Origin of the sequence: Bradyrhizobium sp. WYCCWR 13022 (assembly GCF_030435535.1) — a bacterium.
Taxonomy (GTDB): domain Bacteria; phylum Pseudomonadota; class Alphaproteobacteria; order Rhizobiales; family Xanthobacteraceae; genus Bradyrhizobium.
The window spans coordinates 279255-301973 of sequence record NZ_JAUIZJ010000003.1 but is presented as its reverse complement, the minus strand read 5'-3'; the positions used below and the strand labels follow the sequence as shown (position 1 = coordinate 301973).

Sequence of the window (22719 nt, the reverse complement as noted above, 5' to 3'; positions counted from 1 at the left end):
CTTCATCTCCTCTGCAATTCCGGCGACATCAGCAGCAGCGCCAGTGCCTGCTGGCGCGATTCCGCGCGCTCGATGGTTTTGCGCGTTTCGGCCGACGCCGCATCGGCGGCGGCGAATTCCAAGAGATCGAGCGGATCGACGTTGGGCCCGAGCCGCGCGCCCATCTGCGAGGCGATGTCGAGCCGCAGCTTGATGCCTTCGGGCGCCGCCCAGGCCGCAGCGATGTCGGGGAAACCGTTGGGACCGGCCGGGGTCCACAGCGGCTGGCCCAGCAGGTTCAGACTGTTGAGGTAGAAACCGGGATCCTCCGGCACCCGCGCGAGCAGCCGGCCGCTCGCGACCAGGAAATCGTAAGGCGAGCGCATCTTGGTCAGCGGCGCTTTCCACGCCTCATCGGAATCGACCAAAGCTGTCGCAAGCGCCTTGAGATCGCCGTCGGTCCTGACGAAGACATCGCGCAACCGCGCCACCAGCGCCGGTGGCGGATCGTCGGCGACGAAGTGGCGGGCGAACTTGGTGGCGATGAAATTCGCGGTCGACCGATGACGGGCGATGTCGGCGAGCGCGGCTTCGCCCTGTGCCAGCCCGGTCGGCTCATAGGTCTTGCCGAGCAGCATTTGCGGCCCGGGCTGGTGCGCATTGGCGTTGAACGCGAACGAGCCGGGTACGCCGAGTTGTCCCTTGCGGCCGGCAAAGGTCCAGCCGGTGATGATGCGCGCGAGCGAGGTGACGTCCTGCTGCGTATAGCCGCCACCGACGCCGAGCGTATGCAGCTCCATGATCTCGCGCGCGAGGTTTTCATTCAGTCCACGCTTGCGGTTCTGGCCCGCGCGCGAGTCCGGTCCGAGCGATTGCTGGTTGTCGAGGAAGAACAGCATCGCCGGATGCTGCTCGACCGCCTTCAGCATGTCGGCGAAGCGGCCGAGCACATGCGGGCGGATCGCCTCGCGCTCGAACGCGCCGGCCCACATCCGCGCCAGTTCGCCCTTGCTCGCGGAGATGCAGAAATGGTTGGACCAGAACGCGACCAGGCGCTCGGTGAAGCCGCAATCGACCAGCATCGCGCGCTGCAGCCGCGCCAGCGCCTCGGTGCGAAAGGTCTTCTGGATCACGTTGAGCGGCTGTGCCGGCTTTGCAGCGGCCGGCGCGGCGGCGCCGGGCTGCATGCTGCCAGGTTTCATCGCGTTGTCGGCCGGCTTCGCTTCGGCCATCTGGCCTGCGATCTCGGTCACGACCGTGTTGAGCGAGAGATTGCGCCGCAACTGGTTGTCGGGCTTCTGTTCGGCAGGCGGTTGCGGCGCTTCTGTCGGCGCAGCGGCCTTCGCGGCCTCACGCGCCTGCTTGACCTGGTCCTGATAGGCAAACGCCGCCTGCCCGAGTTGCGGCGTCGATTGCAGGCCCGGCGCCTCCAGCAGCACGCCAAAGGGGCGCGCCAGCTCCGCCTTCACGAAACCGCGGGGATCGGAGGCCGCATTGATGAGATCGCCCGAGGCGCCGCCGCGGGCACCGAAGCCGAAGCGGTTCAGCGCGACGAGGGCGGCTTGCGAATCGCGGGCCATCGATTTGTCCTCCGCGCGTTGCCAACCGCTTTCCTGGTCCGTGCGCGGCGCCTAATATACCGTAGCGACGGATGAACCCGACATGAAAATGACGCCAAAGCTTTTGCGTAAATCATGACAAATCCGAAAGAAATCGCGCTCACGTCACCGGCCCCGCGGCGCCTCGTTTGTTCCCGATGCGGCACCGAGTTCGGCTGCGACTTGTCGGGCAATTGCTGGTGCGCGGAGGAAAGCGCCAAGCTGCCGATGCCGGTCAAGGGCGAGGATTGCTTGTGCCGGGAATGTTTGCGCAGGGCGGCGGCGGAGGCCGCGCAAGCCTAGACCGCGAACCCCGGCGATGTCCGCGCCATGCCGTCGAACGCATCGAGCAGCCTTTCGCGCCAGGCATAGACGGGATCATCCGCCTCGAGCAGCTTGAACGGGCTCACCACGCGCGCCCATTGAAAGCCGCCGAACACGATGTAATCGGCATAGTTCGGCGCAGCGCCGCCGAGATAGGCCTGCGTCTTGAACGTCTGCCGCATGATCTCCAGCGATTTGCGAAACGCGACGACCGTGCTGTCGCGACTCGCCATGATCTCCTCCAGCTTCTTGCCGCCGAAGCGCGCCTCGCGCGATGAGCGGAAATAGGCGGCGTCGATTTCGGCGAGGTTTTTCGGGATGTCGGCGATGATGAGCGGAAAGATGCCACCGACGATGGCGATGTCGCCCCATGCGTTGATCATGCGCGCCATGGCGCGACCGCCCTCGCCGCCGAACAGCGACGGACGATCCGGAAAATTGTCTTCGAGATAATTCGCGATCGCCCAGGAATCGACAACCGGCTTGTCGTGATGCAGCAGCACCGGGACCTTCTCCGAGCCGTGCGGCGCGATCGTGCTCTTCTCGGTGAAGCGCCAGGGCAGCGATTCCGCCGTCAGCCCCTTGTGCGCCAGCGCCATCCGCGTGCGCCAGCAGAACGGACTGAACGGGCGCGAGGTGTCGGTGCCGACGAGTTCGTAGAGTTTGAGCGACATCGTGGGGCTCCGTCATTGCGAGCGCAGCGAAGCAATCCAGTCTGCTTCCGCGGAGACATTCTGGATTGCTTCGCTTGCGCTCGCAATGACGTTGTTGAGGCAGACGTGCGCGTCTACCGCCCGTTGGTTCGCAGCAACCTCTCGCCGTCGTCCGTCACCGCGATGACCAGGCCGAGGCCGGGCAGCGTCTCGCGCGCGACGAAGCCGCGATCGGCGGCGTCCTCCCAGATGGTGAGGCGGGGACACGAGGTCTTCCAGGTCGAGATCACCTCGGCATAGGCGCGCGGCTCGCGCGCGATCCATTCGACGAAGTCCAGCACCAGCGGGTCGGCTTTACAGCTCATTGCAAGACTCCCTTGTCGAAGGCGGCCAGCACCGGCACACGCAGCAGGAGCCAGCCGCCATAGGCAATATAGTAGCAGGCGATGGTGGTGATCAGCTTGTTCGACCAGGTCACGAATTGCTGGTCGGTCATGGCTTCGAGAATGCGCCGCGCCAGCGAGGTGCCGAGCATCGAGGCTGCGATGGCGATACCGGCGAGCACGGGATCGAGCGTGGCGGCCTGGTCGATGATGCCGCCGAAATAGATCAGCTTGGTGAAATGGCTGACCAGCTGGCACATCGCCTTGGTCGCCACCTTGTCGCGCCGGCCGAAATCGCCACCGAGAAAGAAAGTGTCGAGCAGCGGGCCGGAGACGCCTGTCATCAGCATCAAGCCCATGCAGATCGTGCCATAGACGGTGCCCTGCCAGAGGCTGTCAGGATTGGGCTTGATGTTGGTCGGCAGCAGCCGCGCCATGAACGGCGTGGCGCCCAGCATCAAGAGCGCCATCGGCTTGTCGGGCACGTAGCGCGTGAGCGACCAGGCCGCCAGCGCGATGGCCGCGCCGACCAGGTAGTTCGCGACGGGACGCCAGCGGATGTGCTTGCGCCACAGCAGGGCGCGCCAGCCGTTCGAGGCCATCTGCGTGATCGCATGCAGCACCATCGCCGTCGGCAGCGGCATCAAGGCGAGCAGCACGCCGATCAGGATCAGCCCGCCCGCCATGCCGAACAGCCCCGACAGGAACGCGGTGGCGACCATCAGCAATCCGAGGGCAGCGATCATGATGGGCGTCACGTGGGGATTCTCCTGTAGGCGAGTAAGGGACGCAGGCTGCTTCACTCCCTCTGCCCGCAAGCGGGGCGAAGCGAAGGGGACCGCCTTCGCTTCGACAAATCAGCATGAATTACGCTGATGTTTGTGCCTCGCTTGCCGTGTCGGCGCAAACTGAGTTATCTTGGCCTGACATCAGCTTTCCTGAGGGTCATCGATTTGCGGCGGCTGCTCTTTCTCAACGGCATCAAGGCATTCGAGGCGGCGGCGCGAACCGGCAGCTTTGCTGCGGCCGGAATCGAGCTGAGCGTGTCGGCGGCCGCCGTCAGCCGCATGGTGCATCTGCTCGAAGAGCGGCTCGGCGTCGCGCTGTTCGAGCGCAAGGCCAACAAGCTGGTGCTGACGCAGGCGGGCCGCGCCTATCAGGGCGGGCTGACGCCGATCTTCGACGCACTCGCCAGCCTCACCGCGCAGGTGACGGCGCCATCAAGCGTACGCGTGCTCACCATCGGCGTCGGCCACACCTTTGCGATGCGCTGGCTGATCCCGCGGCTGTCCGAGTTTCGCAGCGAGGAGCCCGACATCGAGGTGCGCTTCACCACCGGCGGCGCGTCGGTGCCGTTCGGCGAGGACTGGAGTTGCGGCATCAAGCTCGGCACCGGCGACTGGCCGGGGCTCGTCGCCGAACCCTTGTTCGCCGGCGACCTGACGCCGGTCTGCGTGCCCCGCCTCGCCGCCAGCCTGAAACGGCCGGCCGACCTCAAGGGGCCGAGCCTGATCCGCGTCGAACATTCGCCCGAGGACTGGCCGCTCTGGCTGAAGGCCGCGAATCTGCCCCGCATCACTCCGCGCGGGCCGGAGTTCCAGTTCTACGGCCAGGCGCTGCAGGCCGCCGCCGACGGGCTCGGTATCGCCATGGGCATCCGGCCCTATATCGACGACGACCTCGCCGCCGGTCGGCTGGTCGCGCCGTTCGACCTCTCGGTGCCCAAGGGCATGCGCTGGTACCTGCTGTACCGCAGCTTTCAGACCGAACAGCGCGATTTCGCCGCGTTCCGCCGCTGGATCATGCGGGCAGCGGCGGAACCCGCAACGCGGCCGCGACGGCGGACTGCCGGGCGGGCCTGAGCTCGGAACCGGCTGAAAAAGCCGGCCCCTTGTGAACGGCTTCACATATCGAAATCCGCAAACGTGGTCCTCTAACCCTCCGACATCCGAGCATTTGGGGACTACCAATGACGACCCTTTACGACGGCTTTGACATCGAATCCTTCGAAGCTGGCAAGGGACTGTGGCACGCCCGCATCCGGCGTGCCGATTTCAGCCCGGTTGCCATCGACGGCGTGCTGTTTCCGACCATGGAAGTCGGCTTCGCCTGGCCCGATCCCGACGCTGCGATCGCCGACGCCAAGCATCACATCGACCGCTTCCGCCGGCACACCGACGACAGCGACGACGAATAGACATGACAAATAGGCTTGGCGAGACGACAGCAGGACCGAGCGACAGCGCGGCATAGCAGGGGGAACACCGGTTCATGTCAGTGATCGAATACGACGACGATCCGCGGCCGAGAATCTATTCGCGCAAGGTGATCACAATCTGCCCGGAATGCGACGGCGATCTCGCGGTGCTCCGAGTGATCGGCGGACGCGCCGGGTGCGAGTACTGGACCATGCGCTGCACGGATTGCGGCGGGATCCATCTCGACATCCTCGAACCGCGCCTGACGGTCGTGGACGGCGACGGGCCGCTGCCGGCGGCGTAGTTTCGAGCCTGCTGCCAACCTGCTGTCAGCAGCCTGCGGAGGGACGGGCTTTCGCCCTTTTCTAAGGGGCGGACTCGTCCCATATTCGCCCCATGGCGAAGAAACCTGCTCCCCCAAAATCCCCCAAAACCAGGACACCGAATTCGAAGGCACATCGGCCTGACGTGCAGCCGATCGGACCGGCGCTGGCCGAATTGCTGAATCCCGCGATCAATCGCGGCGATGCCGGGCTGGGATCGGGCACCGGGTTGCAGCCGCCGCCGGACAATTCGCGCGACCGCCGCGCCGGCGGCGAGGCCGCCGCGCATCGAGCGCGCGCATCGACGCCCAAAGACCTTCAAAAGCAGTTTCCGCAGGATACGACGCGGCCGATGCCGCTGCGGCCCAATCCACAGCCGGTAGGGGCGCGCAGCTCGGCCGAAGGTTTCGACGAGGCGCCGCAGGCCAACTACGGCACCGCGGCCACGATCCCGACGCTCGATCCGGAACTGGCGCGGCAGCTCGGCTTGCCGACCGAGGAGGACGACGCCGAGGCGCTGGCGCGTCCGCCGCGCTCCAAGATGGAGGCGCTCGGCGTCAAGGCCACGGCCGACGCGCTGGAATCGCTGATCCGCGAGGGGCGGCCCGAGTTCCGCAAGGACGACGGCTCCATGAAGGTATGGACGCCGCACCGCCCGCCCCGCCCGGAAAAGTCCGAAGGCGGCGTGCGCTTCGAGATCAAGTCGGAATATCAGCCGCGCGGCGACCAGCCGACCGCGATCAAGGAGTTGGTCGAGGGCATCGACCGCAACGACCGTTCGCAGGTGCTGCTCGGCGTCACCGGCTCCGGCAAGACCTACACCATGGCCAAGGTGATCGAGGCGACGCAGCGCCCCGCGCTGATCCTGGCGCCGAACAAGACGCTGGCCGCCCAGCTCTATGGCGAGTTCAAGAACTTCTTCCCGGACAATGCCGTCGAGTACTTCGTCTCGTACTACGACTACTACCAGCCGGAAGCCTACGTCCCGCGCACCGACACCTACATCGAAAAGGATTCCTCGATCAACGAGCAGATCGACCGCATGCGCCACTCGGCGACGCGCGCGCTGCTCGAACGCGACGACGTCATCATCGTCGCCTCGGTGTCCTGCATCTACGGTATCGGCTCGGTCGAGACCTACACCGCGATGACCTTTGCCCTGAAGAAGGGCGAGCGCATCGACCAGCGCCAGCTGATCGCGGACCTCGTCGCGCTCCAGTACAAGCGGACGCAGGCCGATTTCACCCGCGGCACTTTTCGCGTGCGCGGCGACGTCATCGACATCTTCCCGGCGCACTATGAGGATCGCGCCTGGCGCGTGAACCTGTTCGGCGACACCATCGAGAACATCGAGGAGTTCGATCCGCTCACCGGCCACAAGCAGGACGAGCTCGAATTCATCAAGATGTACGCCAATTCGCACTATGTAACGCCGCGCCCGACGCTGGTGCAGGCGATCAAGTCGATCAAATCGGAATTGAAGCAGCGGCTCGACCAGCTCAACAACCAGGGCCGCCTGCTCGAAGCGCAGCGGCTGGAGCAGCGCACCACCTTCGACCTCGAGATGATGGAGGCGACGGGAAGCTGCGCCGGCATCGAGAACTATTCGCGCTACCTCACCGGCCGCCGCCCCGGCGAGCCGCCGCCGACGCTGTTCGAATACGTCCCCGACAACGCGCTGATCTTCGCCGACGAGAGCCACGTCACCATCCCGCAGATCGGGGCCATGTTCCGCGGCGACTTCCGCCGCAAGGCCACCCTCGCGGAATACGGCTTCCGCCTGCCGTCCTGCATGGACAACCGCCCGCTGCGGTTCGAGGAATGGGACATGATGCGGCCGCAGACCGTTGCGGTGTCGGCGACGCCGAGCGGCTGGGAGCTGAACGAGAGCGGCGGCGTGTTCGTCGAGCAGGTCATCAGGCCGACAGGGCTGATCGATCCGCCCGTCGATATCAGGCCGGCCCGCACCCAGGTCGACGATCTCGTCGGCGAGGTCCGCGCCACCGCGCAAGCCGGCTATCGCTCGTTGATCACTGTTCTGACCAAGCGCATGGCCGAGGACCTCACCGAATATTTGCATGAGCAGGGCATCCGCGTCCGCTACATGCACTCCGACATCGACACCATCGAGCGCATCGAGATCATCCGCGACTTGCGCCTCGGCGCCTTCGACGCACTGGTCGGCATCAACCTGTTGCGCGAGGGGCTCGACATTCCCGAATGCGCTCTCGTCGCAATTCTGGACGCCGACAAGGAAGGCTTCCTGCGCAGCGAGACCTCGCTGATCCAGACCATCGGCCGCGCCGCGCGCAACGTCGACGGCAAGGTGATCCTCTATGCCGACCAGATGACCGGCTCGATGGAGCGCGCCATCGCCGAAACCAATCGGCGCCGCGAGAAGCAGGTCGAGTACAACACCGCCAACGGCATCACGCCGGCGAGCGTGAAGAAGAACATCGGCGACATCCTCAACTCCGTCTACGAGCGCGACCACGTGCTGGTCGAGGTCGGCGGTCACGACATGACCGATGACGTCATCTCGATCGGCCACAATTTCGAAGCCGTGCTCGCCGATCTCGAAACGCGGATGCGCGAGGCCGCAGCGGACCTGAACTTCGAGGAAGCCGCGCGCCTGCGCGACGAGGTCAAGCGCCTGCGCGCCACCGAGCTTGCCGTGGTCGACGACCCCACCGCCAAGCAGCGCACCGTCGCGGGCAAGGCCGGCGCCTATGCCGGCACCAGGAAATACGGCGACGCCGCCAACCTGCCCGTCAGCGCCATGAAGAAGAAAACCGTGAGCTCCGCGCTGAAGGCCAGCGGCGGCGGCGGCGGCTCGAAGGTGCACAAGCCGCATCTCGACGAGATGCACGGCCCGGAATCCCTGCCCTATCGCGAGAGCCCGAGCCTGCCGTCAAAACCGTTCGGCAGCACGAGCCGGATCATCCAGCCGACGGATTCAAGGCAGTCAGGCCCGGAGTTCGGGCCCGCGCCGAAGTCGACGGGTGGGATGCCGGGGCGGCGCGGGGGGTGGAAGAAGAGGTGATATCTCAACAGTTGCATCAACCCCAAATATACTGAAATAATAGAGTAGAAGGACGCGAATTGTGAGGGGGCGGGACGTTGGATCTCTCAGCATTCATAAACCGCCTTTCGACGGGGCAATGCGTCTTGTTAACTGGCGCAGGATTTTCGCGAAAGGCCGTCGACTTTCATAACAATGATCTGCCAGATGGCAGTGAGCTCACGTCGATAATCCTAGACGAGCTCAGAGTCCCAGCCACCGATCAAGAGGGGTTCGACTTAGCTACAGCGACGTCGAAGTTCATGCGAGACACCGACGATGCGGCGAGGCTCGCATCCTTGGTGTCTTCGAGACTAACATGCAAACGCACTACTGACGTTCAGCAGAAGATTTCAATTCAGCCCTGGCTGCGCATCTACACCACGAATTTCGATGACGTACACGAACGCGCGCTGTTCGAGCGATCAATATTTGTCGACAGCTATTCGCGAGACGGATCAGTCCAACCTCCCACAGCAGGACGGAAGCAAATTGTACACCTGCATGGATACGTTCAGGAAACGAACCCAACGGTGGATCCTGCACGATTTGTGCTAAGTTTGGAATCGTACGCAGACAAACGACTGCACGATAGCGCGTGGCTGAATCAATTCAGAATCGATGCTCGAAGAGCAAGCGCGATATTTGCCATCGGCTTTGGCTATTCAAATCAAGACACCCATCTGGGAAACATATTCCTCACCGACGAAAGCATACGATCCAAGACCGCGATCATAACGCATTCCAAAGCCGCCCTCTCGACAGTGGAACGCTTATCTTCTTTTGGAACGGTTTTTAGGGACGGGGCGGAGGGCGTCTCGTCCCATTTACCAAATTCCCCGATCAAAATCGTTATCCCTTCGGGACCCCCAGAGTCACTAACGGAGGTCTCTTTTGCAAGTACAGTTGGCCATCACAACGCCTCCGATGTGGACTCGCTTCTTATGAGAGGCGCATTTAGCTCGGAACTGATCCACTCGCAGATAACGGCCCCCGTCAAACCGGAATATATCATCGAACGCGCCGCGAACGCATGAACAGGATTGCGAGGACGACAGCCCACAGGAACTTCCCGACGTCCATCGTTCCCTCGCCCGGCTCAACCCCAGCGTTCGAAACTGGAAGTTACCATCGAGGCACGCCGGATCAAAGACGGCGGAAGCGCGGTTTTCCGCAGCCTACAGCTTGCCCTGCCCGTTCACCTGGCTCTGTTGCTGCTGCTTTTCCTGCTCTTTGGCGTGATGGCGGCCGTAGAGGCAGCCGGCGGCGGCGCCGAGCATGCCGTGGTGGCCGGCGTAATGGCCGGCGACGCCGCCGACGATGGCGCCCTTGATGCAGCCCTTGGCGTTGGCGGCGGAGGTCGCGCCCAGCATGAGCAGCGCGGCGGCGACGGCGAGAAGCGGGGATTTCATGGGTTGATGTCTCCTGCGGTGTCGGCGTTTCAACGAGCGAGGAGCGGGCCGGGTTCCCCGCTCGTGTGAACCGCCGTCCGTCGAAGTGCGACCAAGCGCTGAAGTCCCCTGTGTTTTTGCGGATTGATGCACCCGCGCGCCGCGCGATAGCGTTTGCAATCCACGGCCAACGCGGGCGGGAGCGGCATGACGGTTGAATCGTTGAACAAGCAACGCGTAATGCACCTGCTCGACGCGTTCGCGCGCGGCGACATCGAGGCGGCGCTGTCGTGCTGCACGGACGACGTCGACTTCCTCACCCACGCCCCGATCGACGTGCTGCCGCATATGGGCCCGCGTCACGGCAAGGCCGAGTTGCGCGAGCTCTGGCAGACGGTGTGGTCGCGCTATCAGGACATCCGCTACAAGGCGCCGCAAATCGTCGCTGACGGTGACGACGTCGCGACCTATCTGCACGGCTATTTCACCAAGCGCAGCAGCGGCCGCATCGTGCAGTTCGACATGGCCGTGTTCTACACCTTCCGGAACGGACAGGTCGCGCAGATCCGCGAGATCATCGATTCCTACGATCTGGTGCAGCAGGTGCTGGAGCGGGAGATCGGGCCGCTGATCGCGGGGGCGGGCATCGACGAAGGATAGACCCTGTCGTCCTGGCGAAAGCCGGCGAAAGCCGGGACGACATCGAGAACTAGGCGCGCCCCCGGCTTGTCTCGCCTGTCCCCACACCGATCCGCGGGGCGCCCCCACGTGGAACCGGCCCCCGGCCGGGACCGGTAAATTACGGGGTTCTATTGCAAATCTCACACTTTGCGCTCACTTGTGCATTGCAAAAACGTGAATTGCGTTTTGGCCGAAATGCCGTATTTGTTCGTACACAAATGAGTTGACCGGCCCCGGGGCACCCTACGGTGCATGGGGTTGTTTTCCGTTTTTCTGCAAGCCAGCGTCAGGACGGCCCAAATGACAGAGCACAGCCTCTGGCGTTTCTCGCGCGCGTTGCACCGCGCGATCAACGACCGGCATTTCGAGGACATCGAGGCCCTGATCGACGAGGACGTCGAGTGGGCGATCTACGGCCCGATCGACATGTTTCCGTTCCTGGGCGCGCGCCAGGGCAAGGCGGCCGTGCTCCAGGTCATCCGCCAGCTCGCCGACAATTTCCGCGTCCGCCGCTTCGACCGCGAGAGCATCATGCTGGGCGTCGATTCCGCCTCCTCGATGCTGCGCTATTCGCTGACGGCGCTGGATTCCGACAAGCCGATCAGCCTGCGCGTCGCGCAGTTCGCCCAGTTCAGGGCTGACAGGCTGATCAGCATGCGCGTGCTGGTCGACACGTTCGATCTGGTCGAGCAGGCACTCGGCCGCGCCATTCATCTGCCAAAGATGACCAGCGTCGGCTGAGGGGGACACCAACGGGCTCCGCAATGCGGGACCGACGATTGATGCTCCCGCGACGCGTACTGGCCTCCAGCCCCGCCGGACACTGTCGTGGAGATGCTCGTCGTCGGGGCGCGCGCGATCTGCGCGCGGCCCGTTGGTTCGTCATTCCGGGTGTGGGCAGCGCCACAATTTCGCAACGATAGCGCCGCATCCTCCGCGCGATCTGGGCTTGCGGGCAAGGCAATGGAATTCACGACAGGTTTCGGCTGGAGCAGGCTGCCGTTGGCGGCCGCGTTCATTTTCGGCTCGGTGCTGACGGCCCAGGCGCAGATCATTCCGCCCTTCTCCCCGCCTCCCGGCGCGACCGCGCCCGACGACGAGGAAGCCGAGGTCGCCGAGACGACCCCCGATGCCAACGACGCCGACGTGCTCAAAGGCATCGACGTCGACAAGCTCGACTGGAGCCAGCTCGCCATCGACGCCGGCACGCTCAACGACATCATCACCGCCAAGAAGCGGGCGCAGGCCGCCGCCAACAACGGCATGAACTGGTCGTCCAACGCCAACATCAACGGCTCCTCGGCCGTGACGGTGAAGCAGTCGGTGTCATCGTTCTGGGACACCCGCGTCGGCGCCGACATGACGGTGACGAAGGAGCCGACCACGATGTCGGAGCTGCTGGCGCTGAAGGCCGAGAATGGCGGCAGCCTGCCGCAATCCTCCGGCAGCGCCTGGGCCGCCGCCACCGCGCCGGGCGCGGGCGCGATCTGGGACAAGACCGCGGTGGAAGCCCGCGTCGATCCCGGCAGTGAGCAGAGCAAGCTCGGCGCGTTGCTGACCAAGTCGGTACCGCTGTCGAGCGATTATTCGCTGACGCTCCAGAACGGCTACAGCGTCAACCAGCAAGGCACCACGGCGCTGCCCGGCGTCGGCGGCCACATCACCCGCAACTACGAGACCGACCAGTCCGCCAAGGTCACGATCACCGATACCGGCACCAGCATCACCGCCGGCCAGACCATGTCGACCAGCGACGACAGGTGGCTGCGCAAGGTCGGCGCCGAGCAGAAGCTGTTCGACAACGTCACCGTCTCCGGCTCGGTCGGCGAAACCTCGCAAGGCGCGGTCAACAAGAGCGTGACGGCCGGCTTCAAGAAGACCTGGTGAGCCGTCTTCAGACTTCCCTAACCATACGCCACGGCAAGGCCCCCGAATGGTCCGCCCTTGCCGCATCTCGGCCCTGTTGCGGTCAAAATCGGACGCCCAGATGCGCCGGCCTGACACACATCGTCGTGCGGGGGACACTCGCGCCGCGCTCAACGCGAACAGGGGAATAACGATGAACGCCATCCGTCCGGAAAAGGTTGAAGCAACCGAGACCGAAACCGTCGACAGCAATCTCGCCGCCGTGACGGAAGTCGAAGCCGGCATCCGCGATTTCGTCCGCAACGACATCGCCTATCTGCGCCGGCCGGCCGCCGCCACGACCGCCACCGACGCGCCGCCGCTCGATCCGAGCGCGGAAGCCACCGTCACCAACGTCAACTCGCTGATCCAGCGCGTCGCCGGCACCTCGCTCGCCGAGATCGAGAATCTGATCTCCGAGCTCGAGAGCCTGCGCGACCTGCTCCATGCCGAAGGCCAGCGCGTCCAGCGCGAGATCTCGGGCTACGCCCAGCTCAGCCAGGCCGCGATGAAGTCGACCCGCATGATCGCCGACAACGTCGCCCAGTGGAAGCGCGCCGCCGACGGCCTGCGCAACAGCTGATCGAGCGAACCAGGCATCACCACCAGCCGCCGCGTTCCGAAAGGGGCGCGGCGGTTTTTGATTCCGGGGTGGAGATCGGGCCCAATCTTGAACCCTCCGCCCATCCCCGGCGACCAATGCCTGGCGCCCGTGCCACTGACGGCTGGGCCTGGGGACTGTTTCAAATGGAAAGCATTCGGCCCGACAACACGGACCCGATACCGCTGCGGCCCGCGCCGAACCAGTTCGGGACCATCATGATGCGTTTTGTCGGGCTGCTGGCGGTTGCGATCGCGATCCTGGCGCTCGTCTATAGCCGCTGAGGGTGGGTGCCGCGTCGCGGCCCCGTGCGGAGGCCACTTCGTGGCCCCGCGGAGTTAACGAGCCTTAACGGCTCGCCTCGACCGTCGAGGCTTCCAGGGTGTAGGCGCCGTCGGCGTAGCCCTTCACCACCATGCCGGCAACCAGCATCACGGCCAGCGTCGCGGTAGCGAAGATAAATCCGACCAATTTCAGTGCGCCGCGGTCTGCCATAGTGCTCGTCCCCTGTACTCTGCCCAGTTCGTTCAAATAGACAGCGACAGGTTCATAATTGGTTAGCAACTCGATGGTTCCGGCAGCCTGCTTCGCGAGGCGCCAGCCATCTTGCGGAGGCTTATGGCAGCCACCCCGAATCGCGTCCATAGCGCGCGAGCAACACTTGCGCGCTCATTTCAGCCGTTCATTTTGGAACCGGTCAAACTGCTATTCCGCATCGGCACGAAGGCGCTGGCGGTGATGGAATAAACCTCCTCGCCGCGCTGGTTGGTGCCGGTGGTGCGCGCGGTCAGGATGCCCCAGCCCGGACGCGAGGCGGAGCTGCGCTTGTCGATGACGACGTTGGAATAGCTGATGATGTCGCCGGCGAGCACCGGCTTGATCCAGCGCAGGTCGCGAAAGCCCGGTGACGGCCCCCACACCGCGATCTCCTCGCCGCGCGCGGCGGCTTCACGCGCCAGGCGCTGGCCATCGGCGACAAGCAGGCTCATGCAGGCCGAGCCGACATGCCAGCCGGAGGCAGCCAACCCGCCGAACAGGGAGTTCTTGCCCTCCTCCTCGTCGAGGTGAAAACGCTGCGGATCGAACTTCGCCGCAAAAGTCCTGATGGACTCCGCGGTGAACGCATAGGTGCCGATGTCGCGGCGATGGCCGATCTCGATCTCCTCGAAGAACCGCATCAGACCGCTCCCGCCCGCCGCTCGATCAGGATCGGCGAGGTCATCTCGCAGAGCGCTTCGCCGCTGGCGTTGCGCACGGTGCATTTGAACTTGACGATGCCGAGGTTCGGCCTGCTCTTCGAGGTGCGCGCTTCGATCACATCGACATCGAGCATCAGATCGTCGCCCGGCCGTAGCGGTGACAGCCAGCGCACCTCGTCGACCCCGGGCGATCCCAGCGAGGCGGCGCGGGTAATGAAACCGTCGGCCATCATCCGCATCATCAGCGAGCAGAGGTGCCAGCCTGAGCCGGACAGGCCGCGCAGCATGCTCCTGGAGGCGGCCTCCTCGTCCAGGTGCATCGGCTGCGGATCGAACTCGGCGGCGAAGGCCAGGATCTCGTCGCGGGTCACATGGCGCGGGCCGAACGTTCCGTAGCGGCCGGTCGGGAAATCTTCGAAGGTCAGGGTCATCTTTAGGAAAAGCTTTGCGGGAAGGACAGATTGTGGCCGCACTTTGCGGCAATCTCAACCCGCCGGTCCGCATGGCTCGTGCTACATTCGACGAGTCGGGCCGGACCTGCCTCATTGTTCTGATGGCGCGGCCGGGGCGCGATCTGCCCGGGGGAGAGAGATGTTTTCATTCAGCGATCTGTTTCAGTGGGACCGCTTCATCACGCCGACGATCATCAAGACCTTCTACTGGCTGGTGATCGGCGTGATCTGCCTGTTCGGCCTCTCCGGAATTTTCGCCGGCCTCACCGCGATGGCGATCAGCCCGTTCGCCGGCTTCCTGGTCGTGCTGGAATCGATCGCGGGCGTCGTCGTCGGCGTGGTGTTCTCGCGCATCGCCGCCGAATTGATCCTGATCGTGTTCCGCATCAACGAGCATCTCGGCGCCATCAGGGATCAGGGTGGCGGGATGCAGTGACGGCACGCACAGGTGCCGTCGACGCCTCTTCCACATTAAACCGGAATGCATCACGTCGCCGCCGGCGACGCCATGTTCCTTGCCTTCGAGGCGCAGCTTGCCGGCATGGCGGGCCGCCGCCGAGACGGGCGTACCAGGCGCGACGTCGTTCTTCACCGCGTATTTACGCGCGGATGCGAGGCTCGGCAGCAGAGGCGCGGGGCGCCACGAGGGTCAGGAGCGAATGTGGTGCGCAAGATCGAGAACCCGGTGCTGCGGGCCGTTGCGCTCCTGTTCTTCGCCTGTCGGCGCGCCTGGCTGACGCTGCGGTACGGGCGCCGGCTCCAGCTCGGACCCGGGATCGTGTTCAAGGGTCGGCTGGTGCTCGGTCCCGGGGTCCGGGTGTCGATCGGTGAGAGCTGCCGGATCGGCAAGCGCGTGCTGATCACCGGGCGTGGCCAGGTGACGGTCGGCAATGACACCTTGCTCAACGGCTGCTGGATCGGCTGCGAGCAGAAGGTCGACATCGGATCGTTCTGCCTGATCAGCGACTGCGACATCGTCGACACGGACTTTCACAACCTTCCCCCGCGGCTTCGGCACGAGCCTGCGGTTGCTCGGGCCGTCGCGCCGGTGCACATCGGGGACAACGTGTGGGTGGGCGCACGCTCGATCGTGCTCAAGGGAGTGACGATCGGCGACCACTCGGTCGTGGGCGCCGGAGCGGTCGTGCGTGAGGACGTCGCCCCGCGCGTGGTCGTCGCCGGGAATCCGGCGGCTGTCGTCAAGCAATTCGGCGACGACGAATAGGCAGGCGCCGTCGTTGCGGCCTTACGTATTGAAGCGGAAATGCATGACGTCGCCGTCGGCGACGACGTATTCCTTGCCTTCGAGCCGCAGCTTGCCGGCATCACGCGCGCCGGCTTCGCCGTTGAACGCGACGTAGTCCTGATAGGCAATCGTCTCGGCGCGGATGAAACCCTTCTCGAAATCGGTGTGGATCACACCGGCCGCGCCCGGCGCCTTGGTGCCGCGATGGATGGTCCAGGCGCGCGCTTCCTTCGGGCCCACCGTGAAATAGGTGATGAGGTCGAGCAGCGTGTAGCCGGCGCGGATCAGGCGATCGAGGCCGGCCTCTTCCAAACCCAGCGTCTCCAGGAAGTCGGCGCGCTCCTCGCGCGAGATCGTCGCAATCTCGGATTCGATCTTGGCGGAGATCACGACGGCGACCGCGCCTTCCTTGGCGGCCTGTTGCTGCACGGCCTTCGAGAACGCATTGCCCGTGGCGGCGGAGCCCTCCTCAACGTTGCAAACGTAGAGCACGGGCTTGGACGACAGCAGGCCGAGCATGCCGAAGGCGCGCTCTTCTTCGGCCTTGCGCTCGACGAGGCGCGCGGGCTTGCCCTCGCGCAGCAGCACCAGCGTGCGGTTGACGAGGTCGAGCTGCTCCTTGGCGTCCTTGTCGTTGCCCTTGGCCTTCTTGGTGAGGTTGTCGACGCGCTTTTCGAGGCTGTCGAGATCGGCGAGCATCAGCTCGGTCTCGATGGTCTCGATGTCGGCGAGCGGAGCGATCTTGCCCTCGACATGGGTAATGTCGGAATCCTCGAAGCAGCGCACGACATGCGCGATGGCGTCGACCTCGCGGATGTTGGCGAGGAACTGGTTGCCGAGACCTTCACCCTTGGAGGCGCCGCGCACGAGGCCGGCGATGTCGACGAAGGTCAGCCGGGTCGGGATGATCTGCGCTGATTTGGCGATCGCCGCGAGCTTGTCGAGCCGCGGATCGGGCACGGCGACTTCGCCGACGTTCGGCTCGATGGTGCAGAACGGATAGTTCGCAGCCTGCGCCGCGGCCGTCTCGGTCAGCGCGTTGAACAAGGTCGACTTGCCGACATTGGGCAATCCGACGATTCCGCATTTGAATCCCACGAGCCTATTCCTTGCCGTTCTCGTCCTTGGTCAAAAATCCCTTCGCCTGCATCGCAAGATGCACCCTGTTGGCGAAGGTCGCGTCAGTGCCCTTGGCGATCAGTGCGGCGTGCTCGGCCACCGCGTCGCAGAGCGTCGTCACCCACTCGTTGTCGGCCTTGGCGAAGTCCGACAGGACATGGCCGTGCACCATCTCCTTGACGCCGGGATGACCGATGCCGAGCCTGACACGGCGATACTCGTTGCCGATATGCGCCGATATCGAGCGCAGACCGTTATGGCCGGCGATGCCGCCGCCGATCTTCACCCGCACCTTGCCCGGCGGCAGCTCGAGCTCGTCGTGAAACACCGTGGTATCGCCCGGCGCGATCTTGAAGAAGGCCGCCGCCTCCTGAACGCTGCGGCCGGAGTCGTTCATGTAGGTCGTGGGCTTGAGCAGGATTATGCGCTCGGTGCCTAGCGTGCCTTCCGAGGTCTCGCCCTGAAAGCGACGGCGCCATGGTGCGAAACCATGACGCCGTGCGATCTCGTCCACGGCCATGAAGCCGATATTGTGCCGGTTACGTGCGTATTTCGCGCCGGGATTGCCGAGCCCAACAAAGAGTCGCATGACGCGGCGCGCCCCTCAGCCGGCACGCGATCCAGGGACCGCGCGCCGGCTTCTCGAGAGATTACTTCTTCTTGTCGCCGCCGGCCGGAGCCTTGGCAGCCGCCGCAGGCGCAGCAGCGCCCGCAGCCGGAGCCGCAGCACCCGCAGCCGGAGCAGCGGCGCCCGCAGCCGGAGCGGCGCCGCCGGCAGCAGCCGCAGCCGCGGCCTTCTGCTCTTCGGCGTAGCCGGACGGCGGCACGATGGTGACGAGGGTCGCGTCGGCGCGGGTCAGCGCCTTCACGCCGTTCGGCAGCTTGACGTCAGACAGATGCAGCGAATGACCGATTTCCAGCGAGCCGACGTCGGCCTCGATGTACTGCGGAATGTTCTCGACACCGCATTCGAGCTCGATCGCGTGGGCGACGATGTTGACCGTGCCGCCGCGCTTCACGCCGGGCGAGCCTTCCGCCTTCACGACATGCAGCGGAACGCTGATGCGGATGGTGGCGCCTTCGCCGAGACGCATGAAGTCGACGTGGATCGGGAAATCCTTGACCGGATCGAGGTGATAGTCGCGCGGAATCACGCGGTGCTTCTTGCCATCGAGGTCGATGTCGACCAGCGTGGTCAGGAACCGGCCGGCGAGGATGCGCTGGCGCAGTTCACGATCTGCAATCGAGATCGTCAGCGGGGGCTGGTTGTTACCATAGATCACTCCGGGCACTCTGCCGGCGCGACGCTCAGCCCGGGCGGCCCCCTTGCCGCTCTGCGGACGTGCGGTCGCCTTCAATTCCTTGACGGTCGTCGCCATAGTCTAAGTCCTTGTTTTTGCAAAAGTTAATGGGCCGCAAGGCGGCCCATGGCGTACGCCGCAGCAAGCCTCCAGGGGTGCGGGGGCCGCGGACGTGGCGGGCTTTTACCCGGAAGATGCGGAAATGACAAGGAGAATGGGCTGGCCGGCAGATTACCGGGGGGCCCCCTGGTATCCCGGATGGAGCGGACCAACTACCCGCCGAGCTTGGCCTCCAGCGCCGCGATGCGCGCCTTGAGGGCCTCGTTCTCCTCGCGGGCGAGGCGGGCCATGTCCTTGACCGCCTCGAACTCCTCGCGCTTGACCAGGTCCATGTCGCGCAGGAACTTCTCGGCCTGCGTCCGCATCACCGTGTCGAACTCGCGCTTGACGCCCTGGGCCGCGCCGGCGGCGTCGTTCATCATGCGGCCGATCTCGTCGAAAAACCGGTTGGTGGTCTGGGTCATGTCGGCCTCCGATAAACTTTGCGCGAACGCGCAAAAAGACAATGGCAATCCGCGAAGGCGGGTTCAAGGCCCGCGCGGCGGTATCCTTGTCATGCCCCGGTTTCCTTGCAATCGTATTCAACGTCCCTGCATAACAAGAATCACAAGGCGGAACGCAAGACATGATCGAGCAGCAGATCGCTATTCCCACCAAGGACGGCCACACCGCCACCTTCATCGTCCATCCCGAGCGCGGCGGACCGTTCCCGGTCATCCTGTTCTACATGGACGCGCCGGCGATCCGCGAAGAGCTGCGCGACATGGCGCGCCGGCTCGCGACCTCGGGCTACTACGTGATGCTGCCGAACCTTTACTATCGCTCCGGCGTCATGGAGCTCGGCGCGCTGCCGGCCGATCCAAACGCACCGGAGCGCAAGCGCATGTTCGCGCTGATGGGCTCGCTCACCATTCCCATGATCATGGACGACACAAGCGCGCTGCTCACCTATGCCGAGGGCCAGACCGCCGCGAACACCAAAATCGTCGGCACCGTCGGCTATTGCATGAGCGGCCGCTACGCCGTGAATGCCGCCACGCATTTCCCCGACAGCGTCAAGGCCGCCGCCTCGGTCTACGGCACGCAGCTCGCGACCGACCAGGCCGACAGCCCGCATCTCGCAGCCAGCAAGACCAAAGCCGAGCTCTATTTCGCCTGCGCCGAGACCGACATCTATGCGCCGACCGAAATCATCGAAAAGGTCAAGCAGGGCATGAACGGCGCGAAAGCCGAGGTCGAGATCTATCCCGGCACCCATCACGGCTTCGCCTTCCCCAAGCGCCCGGTCTATGATCGCGACGCCGCCGAGCGGCATTGGGAGCGCTTGCTGGCGCTCTATCGCCGCAATCTCCATCAATAGCAGGCGCGATGCCCCTTCTGCTCATCGACTTCCCGTCCTTCAACCCGATCGCGGTCGCGATCGGGCCGTTCGCGGTCCGCTGGTACGCGCTGGCCTATATCGGCGGCATCGTCATCGGCTGGCTCTATGCGCGCTCGCTGCTGAAGAACGAGCGCCTGTGGGGCGGCCCCGCACCGATGTCGCTGGTGCAGGTCGACGACTTCATCCTCTGGGTCACGCTCGGCATCATTCTCGGCGGCCGCACCGGCTACGTGCTGTTCTACAATCTCCCCTTCTTCATCGATCATCCCGCAGCGATCCTCCGGCTGTGGGAAGGCGGCATGTCGTTCCACGGCGGCTTCCTCGGCTGCGTCGTCGCGGTGATGTGGTTTGCCAATCGCAACGGCATCTCGATCCTGTCGCTCGGCGACATCACGACCGCGGTCGCTCCAATCGGGCTGCTGCTGGGGCGTATCGCCAATTTCATCAACGGCGAATTATGGGGCCGCGCCACCGATGCGAGCCTGCCCTGGGCCATGATCTTCCCCAACGATCCGACACACCTGCCGCGTCATCCGAGCCAGCTCTATGAAGCCGGCATGGAGGGCATCCTGCTGTTCACGGTGCTCGCGATCATGATCCGCCTCGGCGCCCTGAAGCGCCCCGGCATGATCCTCGGCGCCTTCATCCTGATGTATGGCCTGACCCGCATCGCCGGCGAGCATTTCCGCGAGCCGGACGTTCAGCTCGGCTTCCTCTGGGGGGGATTGACCATGGGCATGCTGCTGTCGATCCCGATGCTACTCGTCGGCGGTGCGCTTATTGTATGGGCTGTCAGGCGCGGTGCGCGGAAGCCCACCGAGGCCGTCAGTTAATTCGTTTCGAGAAGACAATTGTGACCGACCAACCACTGCTCAACGAGATCAAGGCGCTGATCAAATCCTCGGGCCCCATGCCGGTCTGGCGATACATGGAGACGTGCCTGATGCATCCGCGCTACGGCTACTACGTCTCGCGCGATCCGCTCGGGCGCGAGGGCGACTTCACGACCTCGCCCGAGGTCAGCCAGATGTTCGGCGAGCTGCTCGGCCTGTGGACCGCCTCGGTGTGGAAGCAGATGGGCTCGCCGCAATTCCTGCGGCTGATCGAGATCGGCCCCGGCCGCGGCACCATGATGGCGGACGCGCTGCGCGCACTGCGCGTGCTGCCGCCGCTCTATCAGGGGCTCAGCATTCACCTGGTCGAGGTCAACCCGGTGCTGCGCGAACGGCAGCAGGCGACATTGTCGGGCGTGCGCAACAACATCGCCTGGCACGACAGCATCGACGACGTGCCTGATGGTCCCAGCGTCATCCTCGCCAACGAGTATTTCGACGTGTTGCCGATCCACCAGATGGTGAAGCGCGAGGGCGGCTGGCACGAGCGCGTGATCGAGATAGATCCCAACGGCAAGCTCCAGTTTGGCGCAGCGGCCGAGCCGATGCCGCGCTTCGACGTGCTGCTGCCGCCTTTGGTGCGCGCGGCGCCTGTCGGTGCCGTGTTCGAATGGCGCCCCGATACCGAGATCATGAAGCTCGCCACCCGCGTGCGCGACCAGGACGGTGCGGCTCTGATCATCGACTACGGCCATCTGCGCAGCGATGCCGGCGACACCTTTCAGGCCATCGCACGCCACACCTTCACCGATCCCCTGAAGGCGCCGGGCCAGGCCGACGTGACCGCCCATGTCGATTTCCAGGCGCTCGCGCGCGCGGCCGAGGATGTCGGCGCCCGCGTCCACGGGCCGGTGACGCAAGGCGATTTCCTCAAGCGCGTGGGCATCGACACCCGCGCGGCTGCGCTGATGCAGAAGGCGACGCCGGAGGTGGCCACCGACATTTCCGTGGCCCTGAAGCGGCTGACCGACACCGGGCGCAGCGGCATGGGTTCGATGTTCAAGGTGCTCGGCATCTCCGAGCCACGGCTGACGGGCATTGCCGGCCTCAGCGATCTCGAACAGACCGAGGACGATTGATGACTCTCGCTTCATCGTTGCTGGCGGCGGTACCGGGCCTGCGCCATTCCTTCTTCACGCGCGAAGGCGGTGTCTCCAGCGGCATCTATTCCGCGCTGAATGGCGGGCTCGGGTCCCACGACGATCAGGCCCTTGTTGCGGAGAACCGCCGCCGCATGGCCGAACATGTCGGCGTCGCGGCCGACCGTTTCCTCAGCCTGCATCAGGTCCACTCGCCCGACGTGCTCGTCACCGACGCCCCCTGGCCGAGCGGTCCACGGCCGAAGGGCGATGCGCTGGTGACCAAGACGCCCGGCATCGCGCTCGGCGTATCCACCGCCGATTGCGGCCCGGTGCTGTTCGTCGATCCCGACGCGCGCGTGATCGGCGGCGCCCATGCCGGCTGGAAAGGCGCGCTGACGGGCGTGCTGGAATCCACTGTTGCGGCGATGGAAAAGCTCGGTGCGAGACGCAGCGGCATCATTGCCGCGATCGGCCCGTTGATCCGCCAGGACAGCTACGAGGTCGGCAACGAGTTCGTCACACGCTTCATCGAAGCCGATGCAGACAACGCCGTGTTCTTCATCCCGTCGGTGCGCGAGGGCCACGCGATGTTCGATCTCGCGGGCTTCATCCGCAAGCGGCTGGAAGCCGCCGGCATTCTGATGATCGACGATCTCGGTCTCGACACTTACGCCGACGAACGCTTCTTCAGCTATCGCCGTTCGGTGCATCGCAAGGAGCCGGACTACGGCCGCCACGTCCACGCGATCGCGCTGGAGGGGTGAACACACAGGCAACATTAACGATCGTCATTCCGGGGCTCGCGAAGCGAGAGCCCGGAATCTCAAGATTCCGGGGTTCGATGCTTGCGCATCGCCCCGGAATGACCGTGTGCTGTGTCCCCCCTGCC

The 22719-nt window shown here is 64.9% G+C and carries 29 protein-coding genes; 17 read left to right on the top strand and 12 right to left on the bottom strand.

Annotated elements, in window-relative coordinates:
* Window positions 1-2 precede the first annotated feature (2 nt).
* Window positions 3-1559, bottom strand: a complete 1557-nt coding sequence (locus QY049_RS10245) for a DUF1800 domain-containing protein (RefSeq protein WP_301269297.1) — start codon at window positions 1557-1559, stop codon at window positions 3-5.
* A 114-nt stretch (window positions 1560-1673) separates the two neighbouring features.
* Between QY049_RS10245 and QY049_RS10240 the strand changes: the two genes are divergently transcribed.
* On the top strand, window positions 1674-1880 hold the full coding sequence (locus QY049_RS10240) for a hypothetical protein (RefSeq protein WP_258763782.1): 207 nt from the start codon (window positions 1674-1676) through the stop codon (window positions 1878-1880).
* Here QY049_RS10240 and QY049_RS10235 read toward each other — a convergent pair.
* From QY049_RS10235 to QY049_RS10225, 3 genes are all read right to left on the bottom strand, one after another.
* Window positions 1877-2575, bottom strand: a complete 699-nt coding sequence (locus QY049_RS10235) for a glutathione S-transferase family protein (RefSeq protein ID WP_258763783.1) — start codon at window positions 2573-2575, stop codon at window positions 1877-1879. The genes QY049_RS10240 and QY049_RS10235 overlap by 4 nt on opposite strands.
* A 113-nt stretch (window positions 2576-2688) precedes the next feature.
* Window positions 2689-2919, bottom strand: a complete 231-nt coding sequence (locus QY049_RS10230) for a hypothetical protein (protein WP_258763784.1) — start codon at window positions 2917-2919, stop codon at window positions 2689-2691.
* Window positions 2916-3695, bottom strand: coding sequence for a sulfite exporter TauE/SafE family protein (locus QY049_RS10225; protein ID WP_258763785.1), 780 nt, complete (start codon window positions 3693-3695; stop codon window positions 2916-2918). The genes QY049_RS10230 and QY049_RS10225 overlap by 4 nt, the downstream gene beginning before the upstream one ends.
* A 195-nt stretch (window positions 3696-3890) precedes the next feature.
* On the opposite strand from QY049_RS10225, the gene QY049_RS10220 reads away from it, so the two are divergent.
* The 5 genes from QY049_RS10220 to QY049_RS38965 all read left to right on the top strand — a co-directional run bounded on the left by QY049_RS10220 (window position 3891) and on the right by QY049_RS38965 (window position 9556).
* Complete coding sequence (locus QY049_RS10220; protein WP_194477778.1) at window positions 3891-4799, top strand: LysR substrate-binding domain-containing protein; 909 nt, start codon at window positions 3891-3893, stop codon at window positions 4797-4799.
* A gap of 107 nt (window positions 4800-4906) precedes the next feature.
* Complete coding sequence (locus QY049_RS10215) at window positions 4907-5134, top strand: hypothetical protein (RefSeq protein WP_194477779.1); 228 nt, start codon at window positions 4907-4909, stop codon at window positions 5132-5134.
* A 74-nt stretch (window positions 5135-5208) separates the two neighbouring features.
* Window positions 5209-5439, top strand: coding sequence for a hypothetical protein (locus QY049_RS10210; protein WP_258763786.1), 231 nt, complete (start codon window positions 5209-5211; stop codon window positions 5437-5439).
* 92 nt (window positions 5440-5531) lie between these two features.
* Window positions 5532-8501: an excinuclease ABC subunit UvrB gene (gene uvrB / locus QY049_RS10205; protein ID WP_301269296.1), complete on the top strand. Its 2970-nt coding sequence runs from the start codon at window positions 5532-5534 to the stop codon at window positions 8499-8501.
* 281 nt (window positions 8502-8782) lie between these two features.
* On the top strand, window positions 8783-9556 hold the full coding sequence (locus QY049_RS38965) for an SIR2 family protein (protein WP_367401181.1): 774 nt from the start codon (window positions 8783-8785) through the stop codon (window positions 9554-9556).
* A gap of 141 nt (window positions 9557-9697) precedes the next feature.
* Here QY049_RS38965 and QY049_RS10200 read toward each other — a convergent pair whose 3' ends face one another.
* Window positions 9698-9931: a hypothetical protein gene (locus QY049_RS10200; protein ID WP_258763789.1), complete on the bottom strand. Its 234-nt coding sequence runs from the start codon at window positions 9929-9931 to the stop codon at window positions 9698-9700.
* A 186-nt stretch (window positions 9932-10117) separates the two neighbouring features.
* On the opposite strand from QY049_RS10200, the gene QY049_RS10195 reads away from it, so the two are divergent.
* The 5 genes from QY049_RS10195 (at window position 10118) to QY049_RS10175 (ending at window position 13381) form a co-directional block, all read left to right on the top strand.
* The gene (locus tag QY049_RS10195) at window positions 10118-10570 is read left to right on the top strand and encodes a nuclear transport factor 2 family protein (RefSeq protein ID WP_258763790.1); all 453 of its coding nucleotides are present in this window, start codon (window positions 10118-10120) and stop codon (window positions 10568-10570) included.
* 321 nt (window positions 10571-10891) lie between these two features.
* Window positions 10892-11332, top strand: coding sequence for a nuclear transport factor 2 family protein (locus QY049_RS10190; protein ID WP_194477785.1), 441 nt, complete (start codon window positions 10892-10894; stop codon window positions 11330-11332).
* A gap of 222 nt (window positions 11333-11554) precedes the next feature.
* A complete protein-coding gene (locus QY049_RS10185; protein WP_258763791.1) occupies window positions 11555-12478 on the top strand; it encodes a hypothetical protein in 924 nt (307 codons plus the stop codon).
* 172 nt (window positions 12479-12650) lie between these two features.
* Entirely contained in the window at window positions 12651-13079 is a 429-nt protein-coding gene (locus QY049_RS10180) for a hypothetical protein (RefSeq protein ID WP_194477787.1), read from the top strand.
* Window positions 13080-13243: 164 nt separating this feature from the next.
* Window positions 13244-13381, top strand: a complete 138-nt coding sequence (locus tag QY049_RS10175; RefSeq protein WP_194477788.1) for a hypothetical protein — start codon at window positions 13244-13246, stop codon at window positions 13379-13381.
* A gap of 64 nt (window positions 13382-13445) precedes the next feature.
* Here QY049_RS10175 and QY049_RS10170 read toward each other — a convergent pair whose 3' ends face one another.
* The 3 genes from QY049_RS10170 to QY049_RS10160 all read right to left on the bottom strand — a co-directional run bounded on the left by QY049_RS10170 (window position 13446) and on the right by QY049_RS10160 (window position 14727).
* Entirely contained in the window at window positions 13446-13592 is a 147-nt protein-coding gene (locus QY049_RS10170; RefSeq protein WP_194477789.1) for a hypothetical protein, read from the bottom strand.
* A 179-nt stretch (window positions 13593-13771) separates the two neighbouring features.
* Complete coding sequence (locus QY049_RS10165; RefSeq protein WP_258763792.1) at window positions 13772-14275, bottom strand: MaoC family dehydratase; 504 nt, start codon at window positions 14273-14275, stop codon at window positions 13772-13774.
* Window positions 14275-14727, bottom strand: coding sequence for a MaoC family dehydratase (locus QY049_RS10160; protein ID WP_258763793.1), 453 nt, complete (start codon window positions 14725-14727; stop codon window positions 14275-14277). Before QY049_RS10160 ends, QY049_RS10165 begins: the two co-directional genes overlap by 1 nt.
* 160 nt (window positions 14728-14887) lie before the next feature.
* On the opposite strand from QY049_RS10160, the gene QY049_RS10155 reads away from it, so the two are divergent.
* Window positions 14888-15184: a DUF4282 domain-containing protein gene (locus QY049_RS10155; protein WP_194477792.1), complete on the top strand. Its 297-nt coding sequence runs from the start codon at window positions 14888-14890 to the stop codon at window positions 15182-15184.
* Window positions 15185-15412: 228 nt separating this feature from the next.
* Entirely contained in the window at window positions 15413-15973 is a 561-nt protein-coding gene (locus tag QY049_RS10150) for a DapH/DapD/GlmU-related protein (protein WP_301269295.1), read from the top strand.
* A 21-nt stretch (window positions 15974-15994) separates the two neighbouring features.
* Here QY049_RS10150 and ychF read toward each other — a convergent pair whose 3' ends face one another.
* The 4 genes from ychF to QY049_RS10130 form a co-directional block, all read right to left on the bottom strand.
* On the bottom strand, window positions 15995-17092 hold the full coding sequence (gene ychF / locus QY049_RS10145; RefSeq protein WP_258763794.1) for a redox-regulated ATPase YchF: 1098 nt from the start codon (window positions 17090-17092) through the stop codon (window positions 15995-15997).
* Window positions 17093-17096: 4 nt separating this feature from the next.
* Complete coding sequence (gene pth / locus QY049_RS10140) at window positions 17097-17702, bottom strand: aminoacyl-tRNA hydrolase (protein ID WP_194477795.1); 606 nt, start codon at window positions 17700-17702, stop codon at window positions 17097-17099.
* A gap of 61 nt (window positions 17703-17763) precedes the next feature.
* Window positions 17764-18492 carry a 50S ribosomal protein L25/general stress protein Ctc gene (locus tag QY049_RS10135; protein WP_258763795.1) on the bottom strand — a complete coding sequence of 243 codons (729 nt, stop codon included), beginning with the start codon at window positions 18490-18492 and terminating at the stop codon, window positions 17764-17766.
* A gap of 194 nt (window positions 18493-18686) precedes the next feature.
* Window positions 18687-18938 carry an accessory factor UbiK family protein gene (locus QY049_RS10130; RefSeq protein WP_027534243.1) on the bottom strand — a complete coding sequence of 84 codons (252 nt, stop codon included), beginning with the start codon at window positions 18936-18938 and terminating at the stop codon, window positions 18687-18689.
* Between the two features lie 161 nt (window positions 18939-19099).
* Here QY049_RS10130 and QY049_RS10125 point away from each other — a divergent pair, with 161 nt between their 5' ends.
* From QY049_RS10125 to pgeF, 4 genes are read left to right on the top strand one after another with little or no spacing between them, the layout of a single operon-like run.
* Complete coding sequence (locus QY049_RS10125; RefSeq protein ID WP_194477797.1) at window positions 19100-19834, top strand: dienelactone hydrolase family protein; 735 nt, start codon at window positions 19100-19102, stop codon at window positions 19832-19834.
* Between the two features lie 8 nt (window positions 19835-19842).
* Window positions 19843-20688, top strand: a complete 846-nt coding sequence (gene lgt / locus QY049_RS10120; RefSeq protein WP_194477798.1) for a prolipoprotein diacylglyceryl transferase — start codon at window positions 19843-19845, stop codon at window positions 20686-20688.
* A gap of 20 nt (window positions 20689-20708) precedes the next feature.
* Window positions 20709-21827, top strand: a complete 1119-nt coding sequence (locus QY049_RS10115) for a class I SAM-dependent methyltransferase (RefSeq protein ID WP_194477799.1) — start codon at window positions 20709-20711, stop codon at window positions 21825-21827.
* Window positions 21827-22594 (top strand): peptidoglycan editing factor PgeF, encoded by a 768-nt coding sequence (gene pgeF / locus QY049_RS10110; protein ID WP_301269294.1) that lies wholly within the window; start codon window positions 21827-21829, stop codon window positions 22592-22594. Before QY049_RS10115 ends, pgeF begins: the two co-directional genes overlap by 1 nt.
* The last annotated feature ends 125 nt before the right edge of the window (window positions 22595-22719 follow it).

Coding starts and splice junctions, on each gene's coding strand:
- QY049_RS10245 (WP_301269297.1), bottom strand. CDS start 1,559: ATGGCCCGCGATTCGCAAGCCGCCCTCGTCGCGCTGAACCGCTTCGGC.
- QY049_RS10240 (WP_258763782.1), top strand. CDS start 1,674: ATGACAAATCCGAAAGAAATCGCGCTCACGTCACCGGCCCCGCGGCGC.
- QY049_RS10235 (WP_258763783.1), bottom strand. CDS start 2,575: ATGTCGCTCAAACTCTACGAACTCGTCGGCACCGACACCTCGCGCCCG.
- QY049_RS10230 (WP_258763784.1), bottom strand. CDS start 2,919: ATGAGCTGTAAAGCCGACCCGCTGGTGCTGGACTTCGTCGAATGGATC.
- QY049_RS10215 (WP_194477779.1), top strand. CDS start 4,907: ATGACGACCCTTTACGACGGCTTTGACATCGAATCCTTCGAAGCTGGC.
- QY049_RS10210 (WP_258763786.1), top strand. CDS start 5,209: ATGTCAGTGATCGAATACGACGACGATCCGCGGCCGAGAATCTATTCG.
- uvrB (WP_301269296.1), top strand. CDS start 5,532: ATGGCGAAGAAACCTGCTCCCCCAAAATCCCCCAAAACCAGGACACCG.
- QY049_RS38965 (WP_367401181.1), top strand. CDS start 8,783: ATGCGAGACACCGACGATGCGGCGAGGCTCGCATCCTTGGTGTCTTCG.
- QY049_RS10200 (WP_258763789.1), bottom strand. CDS start 9,931: ATGAAATCCCCGCTTCTCGCCGTCGCCGCCGCGCTGCTCATGCTGGGC.
- QY049_RS10195 (WP_258763790.1), top strand. CDS start 10,118: ATGACGGTTGAATCGTTGAACAAGCAACGCGTAATGCACCTGCTCGAC.
- QY049_RS10190 (WP_194477785.1), top strand. CDS start 10,892: ATGACAGAGCACAGCCTCTGGCGTTTCTCGCGCGCGTTGCACCGCGCG.
- QY049_RS10185 (WP_258763791.1), top strand. CDS start 11,555: ATGGAATTCACGACAGGTTTCGGCTGGAGCAGGCTGCCGTTGGCGGCC.
- QY049_RS10180 (WP_194477787.1), top strand. CDS start 12,651: ATGAACGCCATCCGTCCGGAAAAGGTTGAAGCAACCGAGACCGAAACC.
- QY049_RS10175 (WP_194477788.1), top strand. CDS start 13,244: ATGGAAAGCATTCGGCCCGACAACACGGACCCGATACCGCTGCGGCCC.
- QY049_RS10170 (WP_194477789.1), bottom strand. CDS start 13,592: ATGGCAGACCGCGGCGCACTGAAATTGGTCGGATTTATCTTCGCTACC.
- QY049_RS10165 (WP_258763792.1), bottom strand. CDS start 14,275: ATGCGGTTCTTCGAGGAGATCGAGATCGGCCATCGCCGCGACATCGGC.
- QY049_RS10160 (WP_258763793.1), bottom strand. CDS start 14,727: ATGACCCTGACCTTCGAAGATTTCCCGACCGGCCGCTACGGAACGTTC.
- QY049_RS10155 (WP_194477792.1), top strand. CDS start 14,888: ATGTTTTCATTCAGCGATCTGTTTCAGTGGGACCGCTTCATCACGCCG.
- pth (WP_194477795.1), bottom strand. CDS start 17,702: ATGCGACTCTTTGTTGGGCTCGGCAATCCCGGCGCGAAATACGCACGT.
- QY049_RS10135 (WP_258763795.1), bottom strand. CDS start 18,492: ATGGCGACGACCGTCAAGGAATTGAAGGCGACCGCACGTCCGCAGAGC.
- QY049_RS10130 (WP_027534243.1), bottom strand. CDS start 18,938: ATGACCCAGACCACCAACCGGTTTTTCGACGAGATCGGCCGCATGATG.
- QY049_RS10125 (WP_194477797.1), top strand. CDS start 19,100: ATGATCGAGCAGCAGATCGCTATTCCCACCAAGGACGGCCACACCGCC.
- lgt (WP_194477798.1), top strand. CDS start 19,843: ATGCCCCTTCTGCTCATCGACTTCCCGTCCTTCAACCCGATCGCGGTC.
- pgeF (WP_301269294.1), top strand. CDS start 21,827: ATGACTCTCGCTTCATCGTTGCTGGCGGCGGTACCGGGCCTGCGCCAT.